Origin of the sequence: Chryseobacterium sp. C39-AII1 (genome assembly GCF_039672645.1) — a bacterium.
Lineage (GTDB): Bacteria > Bacteroidota > Bacteroidia > Flavobacteriales > Weeksellaceae > Chryseobacterium.
The window spans coordinates 1-14140 of record NZ_JBDFPQ010000031.1; the positions used below are offsets into that span (position 1 = coordinate 1).

The following is a 14140-nucleotide window of genomic DNA, read 5'->3' on the forward strand; positions in this document are numbered from 1 at the left end:
CGCAGCTACTTTTCTGTCAGTTTCGCTCCGTATTTGCGTGTGCAAAAGTAATAACTTATTTTTAATTGACCAAATGTTTTTGAAGAAAATTTTAAAGTTTTTTGATGACCTTAATTTCTTTATTCCATCTAATCAATCCCACTCCTGCTCCCCGTTTTACCGGACTGCAAAGATACAAACTTTTTCTAATCTCACAAGATTTTTATCTAATTTAATTCTAAAATTATTTTAAATGAAATTTGTTTGATTGGATGGGTTCTTATCTAAAAAGTGTGTGTTGTTATTTGCCTTTCTTAAGGCTTCTCTTCGCTTCCTACTTCCTCTCGTTTTCAGTGGGGCAAAGATAGAACCTTTACATTATATAATCCTAATTTATTTAACATAATGTTCATTTTTAATTAATATTTAAGCTTAATTAGCTGATTACGCGGGAGATTAATTTTAAACGAATGTTTAGGGATTAGGTAAGAGATAGCGGGTAGCAGGTTTTGAGTGGTTTAAGTTTGAGGGTATAAGAGTTAGAGAATCTGAGCGTTATAGGGATTTTTGAGGGATAAAGTGAAACCTCTTAGGTTTTGGAAAGTTATGAGGTTTGAGTGGAGATGAATGGGATTGGGTAAATGAAAGGTAGACCTTATTATATAGGTAGAATATTATTGAATCGTCTTCGTATAAACCACCTCGTCAAAAATTCTACGAATTTTTGACACTCCTCCAGAGGAGGAGAATTTTTATGAAGGTGGCACTCTTTTAAATAATATCGTGTTAATAGTGCGGAAGGACAACTTCCCTAGCCCCGATAGAAATGACATCCTTTTTTGTGGCGGGCGGAGCGAAGCGCAGACCGCAACAAAAAAGATATAATGGAGAGCGGGAAATAGCTACTGAAAAAAATTGGAAAGTGGGAGTGTTGGAGAGTTGGAGCGGTTGAGCGTGTAAAGGTTGAAGGGGTTGGAGATTGCTGCGGCGCTGCGCTCATCGCAAGGACGAGAAGTTTAGAAAAATCTTTTGATAAGAAATTTGTAAGTGTAGTAACCGATAAGACAGCCGATAGTGTCTGCGACAATATCTAATGTTTCCATAGATCTGCCGAGCCCCATTTCTTCCTGAAGAATTTCGGTTAGAAAAGCATAGATAAGTATGATCTGGAAGAAGTAAGAGAATTTAATTTTTGGAAAAGTAGCGATAAAACAAAATCCAAGGGCTGCAAATATGCTCAGGTGCAACACTTTATCCAGACCATTGAACATAAACCAATATTCCTGGTTTTCTTCTCCGGGTTTTAGAAGCATATAAGTAAGAAATGCCCAATAAATGGGCAGTATCTTACTAAATATTTTTGAAATTTTATCCAATGATAGCCTGATATTCTTCTGCAGAAAGTAATTCTGATTGATCTGCACCGTCAGCAATTTCTAATTTGATGATCCATCCGTCTCCATAAGGATCTGAGTTTAGTGTTTCCGGAGCATCTTCTAATTCTGAATTAAATTCAATAACCTTTCCTGCAATTGGCAAGAATAGATCTGAAACCGTTTTTACAGCTTCTACACTTCCGAAAACTGCACCTCCTTCTAAATCATCATCTACAGTATCTACATCTACATATACGATATCTCCAAGCTCTCCTTGCGCGAAATCTGTAATACCAATGGTAGCCACATTACCTTCGATCTTAATCCATTCGTGATCTTTAGTGTACTTTAATTCTGATGGTGTGTTCATTTTTAAATTTTTATTTTTACAAATGTATTCAAAATTCTATAAGCTTCAAATACCCCGATATAAAAAATGTCCCTCTACATTGAAGGGACATTTTTTTGTTTTAAATTATTTGTTCTTAGAAACCTCCTCCAGTTTCACCAAATGTGAAGGTTGCGGAGATTCCGGCTCTTACTGTTGATAACGGGAATGCCGTAGAAATTTTGTATTTCGAGGTCATCTGCTCGTAGAATACTCTTAAGTTAAGATTTTCAGAGACGTTATAGTCTGCGGAAACTTTTATGTTTAATAATTTCTGTCCGCCCGTGATCTGAGAATCATCTAGCAAAATATTCGTGATGCTCGTTTTGCTATCTCTTAGTGAGAAGTCCCCTCTAATATTAAGATCGCTTCCTTTTCCTCTTCCTCTACCTCTTACATTGGTCATTCCTAATCTGAAGTTACGGATGATATATCCAAGTCTAACCACATATTCTGTATTAGCATCTTCGGTTAACGTATGGTTTACCAATCCTAACAATAGCATTCTGTTTTTATTATACTGAATACCAAACTGCATATTGTTTCTCATCGTAACATCAATCCCGATAAGCGGTGAGAATGATTCAACATAACCAACCTGAGAGAATGTGTAAGGATTGATAAAATCTCCATTTACATCTAATCTCTCTCCCGTAGAAGTTGCATTGTAATAATCGACACTAGACTGAATTCCCGTTGCCGTATACGTTGCATTGTATGAATGCAAAATATCAAACTTGGAGAACTGCCCGCTGATAATCGGAATATTTTTTAAACCTGAATATGTGATCTTCCAGTTTGGAAGTGGCATTCCAGCTTTTTTAGCATTTCCGATAGGTTTTGCAGATTTACCTTCGACCGCAGCTCTAAATGCAGGGATCAATACATATGCATTAGCAATACTGTAGCCTTGTGTGAATCCATTATCACCTGGTATCCCTAACATGCCTTGAGAAATTGCTCTTGCATTTTCTCGGATCGCCTGATAAACCGCTGCCCCATCTTTAAATGAAGTTTTCAGCAACATTACAGAGTTCGAGTACGTCACAATATCACTTGTAAAGGCATTGTTGAAGCCAAGCGTTTCCGGACGGCTAGGATCATCAACAATAGCATCTACATTATACCCCGATTGAGAAAGGTTTCGGTTATAATTATGCAACGCATTAATATCAATTCTAAATTCTGTAAACGGCATCACTTGCAAGCTAGCCCTTAATTCTTTTGTTGACATTTGAATATAAGGATCCGTCATGTAAGCTGAATTACTCAACCATCCGTTTTCAATAGCCGTTCTTCTGATATCTGCCTGAGATCCCAAAAGGAATCCAAGTGTAGGACCTCCCAATGTCTGACCATACCCATAAAAGTTCGGTGCAGAAAGTAGGCCTGGAAGAACCGTACCATTATTTTCAGAATAACTAACATCTAACTGCTTGAATGAAGTTAAGAAGAAAGCCATACTTTGTAAAACGGTAAGCTTATTTTTGAATTTATAGCTCTTATACTTAAATCTTTTCTTCTCCCATTGTTGCGTGTAAACGTTATTCAATGAATCAATTTCCTGCTTACGTTTCTGAAGTTTTGATGAAATATCTTTAAAATATTTAAACTGACTAAAGAATTTCGGGAAATCTGCAGTTGCCGTTGCCTGAATGACATTGGTGTTCTGACCAATAGAACCTAAACTCGCCGGTTTGTTGGTATCCGGATCGATGAAACTCAACATTGAAGTAGATCTTGCATTCCAGTTGTACGTAAATCCGTAGCCTACCTCAGCATCAATAAAATCTAAATATGGTAGATACTGGAACGGCAATTTATAATTCAGCTGAACTCTGTGGTTGTAAAGAACCGGCCTACCCGATCTGAATACATTTCCAAAGATCGCACTGTTATCCATTGTGTTTACATCCACATTATCATTCAACGTTCTGGTTGCCGAGTTGATTTCTAATTTCAGTGATTTTGTAAAGTTGAATCCTAAACCATACTGCCATCCGAAGTAGAAGTTTCTATTTCTGATCGCTCCGAAATCATCCGCTACATTTCCGCTTAAAATAGATTCAATATTTCTAAATTCAAGCTCGTTGTAATTTCTATCAATTTCAGTTCTGAAAGACAATCTTGTCGGAATTGGGTTGATGTTAAATTCTTTTGCCCACTTCAGATACTTCGTAGACTTCGCCGTATCGCTGATCATTTTATTGAAAGGCTTCAGAACCCAAGGCTTGAACGTATAGTTGTAGTCTACATATCCTCTCAGATATTGTCTGTAATTTCTTTTTGTATAAATATCTCTGTAGTAATCATCATTGTAAACTGCCGTTACAGAAACGTTTTCTATATCATAGAACTTCGGTTTCTTATTAGCATTTACTCTTTCTTTATGCATATTCACAACACCGATACTTCTTTGCTGCGTGTACGTTCTTGCTACTTTTTTCAGCTGCTCTTTGTTGGCTGCTTTGCTAAATTCAACATCGGTATCCAAAGGATTGTATTTCGGATCTTCGATGGTTTGTGAATAAGAATAATTCAACGGAATCTTCACCCCTGTTTTTTCAGGAAGCAATTTATCTACATTCACCGCGGCATTAATACTGAAAGCCGATTGTGTCGACTGGCTTCTCTCGGCAGGTTTAGAATCTATATTTCCGAAACCAACCGAAGTATAAGACGCGCTTGTATTAATAACCGCAAAATCTCCTAAGTTGAAATTTAAACTTGCATTTCCTGCGTAACCGCCATCATTTTCAATTTCTGAAAGACGAATTTCGTTTACCCAAAGTACTCTACCTTTTCCAACTCTACTGTCGGTATTATTTCTGAAACCAACCATAATCGTCGTAACAGCCCCTAAGCTCGGACGACCTTTGATATAAATTTTTCTGTTACCATCAGCATCACCATAAGATGGATCTAAAATCCTTTTCGCAATCTCGGTTGGGAAATCTTTATCTCTCCTGATTTTTGCATCAACAAAACTTTGAATATCAAGATCTACATCGTTTTCTGTCGGCCAAATCTCAAGCGGTGTTGTTGCTGTACTTGGAGTATATTTCAGAGAAGCTTCATATTCATAGTAGTTATCTGTAGCATCACTACCAAAACGAATGAAGAATTTTTCATTTTTATCATAAGTATTAGAAGACGGACTATCCAAATTTTCGGCATGTACAAAAAGTTTTAGCTTTTTATATCTTCTCATGTCTAAACTTGTATTCTTGAATACCCCTCTAGCTTCGTTACTCAAATCTGTTACCTTCATGTATAAAGAAGATTCATTTTGTCTTTGAGCACCAGCATTTCCGCTTAATACCTGTCTGTCAATTCCCGGAGGCAATACATAAGGCGGTTGATTCAACGCGTTCTCTTCAATATTTACACTTCCAACTTCCAATTTAGACATATCAGTAGCCGTAAGGTTAGTTAGCCCTTCATCGGTAGCTTCCCCTGTAGATTTAGCAATATTCTTAGGATATCTTCTCCAGTCTGATCTTACCAAATCCATTGTTCCGAATCTTAATGTTGAAGTTTGGTCAAACCCTGTTAGCATCATTCTGGCGAATCTTACATTATTTAAAACAGATTCATTATGATCTCCAGCTGTTGGATCAAATTTAGAAACTGGAATTCTGAATAGATACCATTTTACATCGTCACTCTGCCCGTTTTGGAATTGCGCTTTTACAATTTTCTCATCAACAATATTGTTTTCACCTAATGTTAAACTCGCCTTATCTAGTCTTACTTCATACTGATTATAACTTTCTGTTTGATCTAAGTTGTAATCTTTGTTGATATCTTCTGCATCCGGCGTTTGCGTAGCAACCTCAAGAGAATTTGCCTGCGAGTTTCCTTCCGGGTTTCTAAAATATTTATATCTCTGTACAACCGATGCCGCTTGACTTCCCGTGAATTTATCCGAAAGATAGAATACAAAGTCATCCACAGCAGGGTCAGCAAGATTAGTAACAGGGTTTACGAAAGTATTTCCGAACCTCATCGCTTCCTGATCTGAGCTTAAACCATCATACCCCAAATCCTGCATCAATCTATCATCACCTTCACTCGAGAAAGCATATAAAATCGGCGGCTGTTTTGGCTGAGTTCCCCAGTTTGAACTTGTCGTTGTAGATGGTGTAGAACCTGTAGGTAAACCATTTTCATACTGCATATATCCGTCTTTCAAAACATCCTCAGAAACGTTTCCTAAGTGAAATAATAATTTAGGATCAGCTCCAAGAGTTCCTCCATCCGCATAAGGATCCATCAACCAGAATTCAACATATTCAATATTAGAATTAATAAAGTTTGAAACGCTGATCGGCCTCATAATACCCGCCCATCTCTGCTGAGTCGTTTCGCTGTTCGGATTTACGTTATAAGGACCTTTTTCCTGTGGATAATACGAAATATCGAAAGTATTGGTATACGTTTGTTCACCAGCAACGAAATCTCTGTTGTTATAGATCTCAGAATACATTACCCTTCTCGAAGCGTGGTTGGAAACCGACTGTGGTGTTATACCATTCGGAGCTCTTCCCGCTACTCCCCAGAATCTTGAATCAATATTATACCAAGATAGCAATCCTCTTCCGTAACCTTCTGTAAGATCGTTTGTTTTTCCAGCTCCGGCAAAAACACCACCTGATTTTTCAGGCTTTGATGCTAAGCTCCAAGCTAAAGGCTCTTTTAGTGAAATTTTAGAAGTGGTTTGTTCAAAATCATCAATATAAGACTGGTCATTGGTTCCTTTATTCAATCCTGGAAGTAAGTAAGCCGCTTCCATTTTGAAGTTTAGATTCGATGGTGCTTCTGTCTTCACCATTGGAATTTTATTGGTAAGTCTTGTAAGGAAAGGCAACTGATTATTATACATCATGTTGATTCCCGCCATAGTATTGCTTACAGCTTCCTGACCATAATTTACTTTTTGGGTAAGAGGCTGTTCAGAATATCTTACAACCGTTCCGCCCAAGGTAAAGTTTTCATTGAACCTTCTTTCTAAATTGATTCCGAAGAAGCTCTTTCTTTGCGTATTAAATGTTAATTGATTTTCTAATGAAATATTAATCGCCTGCCCAGATTGTTTTACCTGCTCGTTGATAATGGTAACGGTTCCGAGCATATAGTCAACGGTATAGTCAACTCCTTCGGTTAACTGTACGCCGTTTGCTGAAACTTTTACCGAACCTTGAGGTACATTTACCGCTCCCAAAGAAATACCTTGGCCCTGAGTTCCTTTGTAACGTCCTTCAATCGTATATCGCTGAGCTAAATTACTTGAAGAAGCAACCTGCTTTTGTTGGCTATACAAATCTGAGAAAACATACTGAGGATCATTACTTCCCAAAACCTGAGCCATATACGAACCGAATGGCTGCGCTTTCGTAAAGATCACTCTTCCACTTTCTGGCCTAATGGTAATTCCGTTGACAAAGTCGAAAATACCATCCCCCGTAGTGCTTCCGTTGTTCTGTAAATCTCCATTTACATTCAGACGATCCCAGTTGAAGAGTTTTAACAAGTTAATATCCTTAACAGTAGTATCCGGAAGATAATTTACTTTACCTCCGGTTTTTGGATCTCTGTAGAATACATTCAAAATAAATCCATCCTGATTCACCTGGCTTGCGTCCATAGAATAGATGTTTTTCATCATCAAATCCCACATTGGCGATGCCGTATTGATCGTAGAGTTCGGTCTTAACACTTTCGTAATAAGCACAGGGCTCTCTTCTGAGAATTCCCCCACTTTATAAACCTTTTCACTTCCGCTCATCGTATAAGAGTACGAAACTGCTAAAAGCTGATTGTCATTCAATCTTTGGTTTAATGAAATATATCCTAACTGTGGCTGGAAAATAAACTCGTTTGAATTTAATCTTCTTGCCTTTGTATTGTAGATAAAATGTTCACCATTTTGATAAGGGTCGGTACTTCCTGGAAAAGTTTGTCCTTGGAAAGTTCCCGCATAATTTTTCCCCTGCTCTCTTGTGCCCATAGCATTGGAAACAGCTGTATAAAGGCCGTTTTGAGAGTTATCCGGAAAGCCTGCCGCAACTTCACCCAAATCTCTAATCCCGACAATACTTTTTTGGTTCTGAAGATTGCTGTTCCCTTGATCGAGTACCCAAACTTCAATTCTTGTAATATTAATTTTAGAATTAAGCTGAGGGTAATTAATTAAAGCATTATCATAGTTTTTTAAGAAATAATGATCTAAGAAGTAGTGCTGATTGTCTTCATAGTCCAAAGCATTGAACTTAAAGGTATTCATCACACCTCCTCCCTGAACAACGATATTTCTAGCCTCCCCTCTTTGTTGAGAAAGTACTACAGTTCCGTATGTTTTTCCTAACTGAAATTCAGTTTTAACCCCAAATAAAGACTCAGAACCACGAATCAAACTTGTGGAAAGCGGCATATTCACATTACCAAATTCTACCCTTTTAATGATCTTATCTTCTCCTCCGGCATTGGGTGCATTTACATCATTCAAACCTTTTTGCTGAAGATCTTTCCAGCTTCCTTTTGCCTGCCAAACGAGGTTCATTCTGTTTTCAAACGCAAAACCACTTTGAGTATCGTAGTTAGCCTTTAACTGCAAATTTTCCCCTACTTTACCTAACAAACCCAACTGAATCCTCTGATCGATATCAAAGGTAAAACTCGTTCTGTTTTGTGGTAAAATAAGCGGATTGTCTATCTTTTGGTAAAGACCTGCGAGATCGAAAGAAGCATATCCTGATGGGATAATTTCAATTTTGTTACTTCCGAAAATGGTTTCAAAAAGCTTATTTCGAATCATTAACGAAGGAATCAAACCTTTTTTGGCAGCATCTCCTTTATCTTTTCTGTAAAGTAAGCTGTATTTGTCTGATTTTTCTTTATAATAGGCCTTTGTTTGCGAGGCCATCATAAATTCTTTATAATCTTCGGGAGACATTGCCGTAGGTGGCCCCGTAATTGTATTACCTACCTTAGGATATACATAGTACATACCCGTTTTTATGTCGTAAAACGCCTCATAAGTTGTAGGGTCAGCAAGCTGATAATCCTTCTTTATGATTGCAGTATCACGCACTGGTGCTGCTGGACGCCTCTGTGCAAATGTATTGAATGAAATACACAGGAACGACAGGAACAAAAATATTTTCAGATACTTATTATTTTCCACCAAATGTTAAATGTTTTTTAAAATTTGTTTCACCAATTCCTCTACCGAGATACTTGGATTTTGTTTTATTATTCTGTCTGCAAGCTTCTCGCTCATACGTTTCGGAATACCCAAAACTTCTAATGCAGATAACGATTCTTCCTTGATTTTATTATCTACAAACGTAGAAATATTTTCATCTGGATTGCTGAATTTCTGCACCTTATCTTTAAGGTCTACAATAATTCTTTCAGCAGTTTTGGCACCGATACCTTTCGCTTTCTGAATTACCGCACTGTTCTTGGAAAGTATGGCCGCAGCAATCTCATCAAGACTTAAAGTTGATAGCAAAATAAGAGCAGAAACAGCACCCACGCCATTAACGCTTATTAACAGATTGAACATTTCTTTTTCCGAACGAGTGTTAAACCCAAAAAGTAAATGCGCATCTTCTCGAATAATTTGTTGAATAAAAAGGAAAGTCTCCTTATTTAAAGTCAGTGTCTGTGAGGTCATTAGGCTAATACCTACATAGTAACCAACTCCTTGTACGTTGATTACTGCGTAAGTAGGCGTAAGTTCCTGAACATTGCCTTGAAGTGAAAATATCATTATTAATTTTTAAAACTCCCAAATATAGCAAATTAAACTAATTAATATTTTCATTTAACACAGGAATGCTTTTTAACTTAATTTTAGGTGATGATTTTAAAGATTTTACGAAAAAACAAAAGACTCCAAAATTTTGAAGTCTTTTTTGATAGGCTGGAAGTGGAAAGATTGAAGCTGGAAGTATTTTCGGTTATCACAGCCACGCATCGAATGATGTTTTAAAATGAAACCTTTTAAATTTCAAACCGACTCTCCTTGTCTCTTTTCACTTTTTACTTGCCTCTTATTTAATTCAAATCAATATTAGTATAATCATGGATTACGAAAGTACAACCGTTGTCCATCAATTCTTCTTCGGAATGCGTAGTTGTAATTCCAACGACTTTTAAACCTGCATCTTTTGCAGATTTTATTCCGCCCATTGAGTCTTCAACGGCTAAGGTATCTTTTCCGTCGACCTGTAATTTTTCAACCGTTTTCAGGAAAATATCAGGATTCGGTTTTCCTTTTAAAACCTCGATTCCGCCTGTGATTTCGTCAAAATAATTTTTGATATTCAATCCTCCTAAAATAAAATCAATACTAGCAGGAATTCCCATAGTGGCAAGACCAATTTTGATGTTATTTTGTTTTAATTTTTGAAGAAAAGGAGTTAATCCATTTACTTCTTTAATGTGTGGTTGATATAAATTCTGATAAGCATTTTCTTTTGCCAATCCCAACTCATGGATTCTTTCTTTAGACAAATCATTTCCAAAAAAACGGATAATCATTTCGTCTAGTGTTCCATGATTTTGAGCTGAGAAGTTTTCAGGCTCTATCATAATTCCGTATTCCTTTAAAAATACGATCCAAGATTCTTCATGATAAGGAATGTTATTTACCAAAGTTCCATCCATATCAAAAATAATCGCCTTTGCATTAAAATTCATCTTTTTTTCTATTTGTATTTAAAGTTAAAATTAAAAACCTTCAAGGTTTTGAAGTCTTGAAGGTTTAATAAAGCTTAATTTATTTTTATTTTTTCTCTCTTCTCTGAGCATCAAGAACAGCAACCGTTGCTAAGTTTACGATCTCATCAACGCTTGAACGCATCTGTAAAACGTGAACTGGCTGGCTTAGTCCCATCAAGATTGGTCCGATAACCTGAGCTACTTTCATTCCTCTGATGATTTTGTAAGATAAATTTGCAGATTCCAAATTCGGGAAAACAAAGGTATTTGCCGGAGTATTTCCTAATTTTGAGAAAGGATAATCGCTTAAATGATCTGCATTCATCGCAAAATCTGGCTGAATTTCTCCATCCACAATCATTTTAGGGAATTTCTCGTGAAGAATACTTACCGCTTTTGCTACTTTTTTAGATGTTTCAGAAATTGCAGAGAAATTTTCAAAACCTAACATTGCAATTCTTGGTTCGATGGCAAAAGTTTTAACGGTAATCTCAGCCATTTTAGCAATATTTACCAAATCTTCCGCTGTAGGATTTTGGTTGATAGAGGTATCTGCGAAGAAAATAGGTTTCTTTTCAGATAGAATCATCATCATTGCCGCCACTTTATCAACCCCTTTATCTTTTTCGATCACTTCTAAAACAGGTCTTAACGTAGAAACATAGTTTTTAGAGAAACCAATGATCAAACCATCTGTATCGCCATGTTTCAACATCAATGGCCCGAAATAATCTCTCTGACGAACAAATCTCTTTGCTTTGTACTCGTTCATTCCTTTTCTCTGACGAAGTTTCCAAAGTGTTTCTCTGTATCGTTTTCTGTTTTCTTTTTGGTCATCATCGCTTGGATCGATAATCGGCACATCCAACTGGATTCCGAAACGTTCCATTTGCTCTTTGATATATTTTTTGTTTCCTAACAAGCTTGGAAAAGCAATACCTTCCTCATAAAGAATCTGAGCCGCTTTTAATACATTATATTCTTCAGCATTTCCTAGAGTGATTCTTTTCGGGTTAGATTTTGCACGGTTCTGCATCATTCTTACCAACTTCTCATCTCTTCCCATTCTGTCAAGAAGCTGATTTTCGTATTCCTCGAAATCTTCGATGGTTTTTCCAGCAACACCACTTTCAATCGCCGCTTTTGCCACAGCGCTTGATACTTTAGTGATCAATCTGTTATCGAATGGCTTCGGAATGAAATATTCTCTACCAAACTGAAGATTCTGAATATTATACGCTAAAATTACAGCTTCCGGAACCGGTTCTTTTGCCAAATCAGCGATCGCGTGAACGGCCGCTAATTTCATCGCTTCATTGATTCCTTTTGCCTGAACATCTAATGCTCCACGGAAAATATATGGGAAACCAAGCACATTGTTTACCTGATTAGGATAATCACTTCTGCCTGTTGCCATGATCACGTCTTTACGAGTTTCAAGCGCAAGATCGTAAGCAATTTCCGGATCTGGGTTTGCCAATGCGAAAACGATAGGATTCTCGTTCATGCTTAGCAACATTTCAGGAGTCATTACGTTTCCTTTAGACAATCCAATGAAAACATCAGAACCTTTTACGGCATCTTCTAATGTATCGATATCTGTTTCAACAATGAAATCTAATTTTTCAGGCGTAAGGTTTTCTCTTTTATGGTTGATAACTCCTTTACTGTCGCACATCAACACGTTTTCTCTCTTCAGACCTAAAGAAATATAAAGGTTGGTACAAGCAATTGCCGCTGCTCCAGCTCCGTTTACCACCATTTTTACTTCTGCAATATTTTTATTGGCAATCTGCAAAGAGTTGATCAAAGCGGCAGCCGAAATAATCGCTGTTCCGTGCTGATCATCGTGCATCAAAGGAATATCTAATTCTTCTTTTAATCTTTGCTCAATATAAAAAGCTTCCGGAGCTTTAATATCTTCAAGATTGATTCCCCCAAAAGTAGGAGCAATCCCTTTTACAATATCGATGAATTTATCCGGATCTTTTTCATTGATTTCGATATCAAAAACATTAATATCTGCAAAGATCTTGAATAAAAGACCTTTCCCTTCCATTACCGGTTTTGAAGCTTCTGCTCCGATATCTCCCAACCCAAGAACGGCTGTACCATTGGAAATAACTGCTACCAGATTTCCTTTTCCCGTGTAATCATAAACTGTTTCCGGCTTGTTGTGGATTTCCATACAAGGAACTGCAACCCCCGGTGAGTATGCCAATGACAAATCTCTCTGAGAAGAGTGTGGCTTTGAAGGGATAACTTCGATTTTTCCTTTAGGTTCGGCTTTATGGTAATCTAACGCGGCCTGATTAAAGTTCTTTTCGTCGCGGTGGGTTTTACTTGACATAGAATTTTATTTTTTGTTTAAAGTATATATTTAATATGGTAATCGACTAAACTTTCTATTGGTTTTTGTACGATTTGCCCCACATTAAGGTTAAGCTCTGCTGCCGCAGAACGTAGAATATTTTCGTAATAATAAGCAATGGAGCCGATAAAACTAACTTCGGCATCTTTTGATTCTTCATATGGAAGAACCTGATAATCGAAGAAATTCAGCATTTCTTCGTGCACCATTTTTTGAAGATAAGGATGATCTTTTCTGTCGACCACAAATCTGTTGAAGTCGGCAAGAAAGGCATTGGGTCTTGTCTTGTGATACATGTTTTTCAATGCTTCATCAATGGTTAAATGGTAGGTATTTTCAAAATCTTCCTGCAAATCCTGTGGTAGTTTCTGCATGAAGAATCTTCTTACCAATTGTTTTCCGATGGCGCTTCCGCTTCCTTCATCTCCCATGAGGAAACCCAATGAAGGTAATTTGATCGTTAAATCTTTCCCATCGAAATAGCAAGAATTGGAACCTGTACCCAAAATACAAACGATTGCAGGCTTACCCTGATAAGCAGCATACGCCGCCGCCATAAGATCTTCTCTTACGGTAATTTCTGCATCTAAAAATACTTTGCTTAATTCCTCAACAATGGTATCGCAGTTTTGCTGAACACCACAGCCTGAACCATAGAAAAAGATCTTGGTAATGGAATTTTTAACGGAAGTTAAACTTGTATTTTTTTCGATTTCCGGAACAATAAGTTCTTTGCTGATAAAATTTGGGTTGAAACCAATGGTTTCCGTTTTCAGGAAAACTTTCTTAAAGTCGTCGAGTATTACCCAATCTGTTTTGGTAGAACCACTATCAACAATAGCAACCATATCTTTCATTTTAGTTTAAGGATGCTAAATTATGAATTTATCTTGTAAGATGTGAGATATTCGACATGACATATATGTTATTTCTGGTCTCGTCGTTGTCTCCTTTATTTTGGAATATTCTTTATTTATTTTAGAAAGTGCTCCTTTTATTTTGGCGCGCGTGTGTTTTGGTTTAAATATTTTCATCAGTGTTTTTAAGTTGTTATTATATTTAATTTTGATTTAATATACAAATTTTTAAATTAATGACTAAAACCCTAGCCCCGATTGAAGCTTTGTTTGAGCTCATTTTTTTGTTTTCGGCTCGGGCTGGCTTTGCCAGCCTTTGATGTTGTAACCGAAAAGATTTTTAAATCCTGTTTTTCTATTTACAGTTTGATTTCTTTGTACTGTAACGCCATCTTGAATAAACTCGTCAATTCTCTGATAACCTTGATTAGAAACTGAC

7 protein-coding genes are annotated in these 14140 nt (G+C 36.9%); all 7 read right to left on the reverse strand.

Translation table 11 applies throughout. From position 1 onward, the window contains the following. Positions 1–995 precede the first annotated feature (995 nt). Positions 996–1292 (reverse strand): VanZ family protein, encoded by a 297-nt coding sequence (locus tag ABEG63_RS21285; RefSeq protein ID WP_267405958.1) that lies wholly within the window; start codon positions 1290–1292, stop codon positions 996–998. A gap of 55 nt (positions 1293–1347) precedes the next feature. Then, positions 1348–1725: a glycine cleavage system protein GcvH gene (gene gcvH, locus ABEG63_RS21290; RefSeq protein WP_267405957.1), complete on the reverse strand. Its 378-nt coding sequence runs from the start codon at positions 1723–1725 to the stop codon at positions 1348–1350. Positions 1726–1840: 115 nt separating this feature from the next. Beyond that, positions 1841–8929: a cell surface protein SprA gene (gene sprA, locus ABEG63_RS21295; RefSeq protein ID WP_346587447.1), complete on the reverse strand. Its 7089-nt coding sequence runs from the start codon at positions 8927–8929 to the stop codon at positions 1841–1843. Positions 8930–8935: 6 nt separating this feature from the next. Further along, entirely contained in the window at positions 8936–9520 is a 585-nt protein-coding gene (gene ruvA / locus ABEG63_RS21300) for a Holliday junction branch migration protein RuvA (protein ID WP_267405955.1), read from the reverse strand. A gap of 287 nt (positions 9521–9807) precedes the next feature. Beyond that, complete coding sequence (locus ABEG63_RS21305; RefSeq protein WP_267405954.1) at positions 9808–10452, reverse strand: HAD family phosphatase; 645 nt, start codon at positions 10450–10452, stop codon at positions 9808–9810. Positions 10453–10537: 85 nt separating this feature from the next. Then, positions 10538–12823, reverse strand: coding sequence for an NADP-dependent malic enzyme (locus ABEG63_RS21310; RefSeq protein WP_267405953.1), 2286 nt, complete (start codon positions 12821–12823; stop codon positions 10538–10540). Between the two features lie 17 nt (positions 12824–12840). After that, entirely contained in the window at positions 12841–13692 is an 852-nt protein-coding gene (locus ABEG63_RS21315) for a BadF/BadG/BcrA/BcrD ATPase family protein (RefSeq protein ID WP_312392401.1), read from the reverse strand. Between the last annotated feature and the right edge of the window lie 448 nt (positions 13693–14140).

What these genes read in the sequence shown, in the direction of transcription:
- ABEG63_RS21285 (WP_267405958.1), bottom strand. Translation starts at nt 1,292, where the DNA reads ATGCTTCTAAAACCCGGAGAAGAAAACCAGGAATATTGGTTTATGTTC.
- gcvH (WP_267405957.1), bottom strand. Translation starts at nt 1,725, where the DNA reads ATGAACACACCATCAGAATTAAAGTACACTAAAGATCACGAATGGATT.
- ABEG63_RS21305 (WP_267405954.1), bottom strand. Translation starts at nt 10,452, where the DNA reads ATGAATTTTAATGCAAAGGCGATTATTTTTGATATGGATGGAACTTTG.
- ruvA (WP_267405955.1), bottom strand. Translation starts at nt 9,520, where the DNA reads ATGATATTTTCACTTCAAGGCAATGTTCAGGAACTTACGCCTACTTAC.
- ABEG63_RS21310 (WP_267405953.1), bottom strand. Translation starts at nt 12,823, where the DNA reads ATGTCAAGTAAAACCCACCGCGACGAAAAGAACTTTAATCAGGCCGCG.
- ABEG63_RS21315 (WP_312392401.1), bottom strand. Translation starts at nt 13,692, where the DNA reads ATGGTTGCTATTGTTGATAGTGGTTCTACCAAAACAGATTGGGTAATA.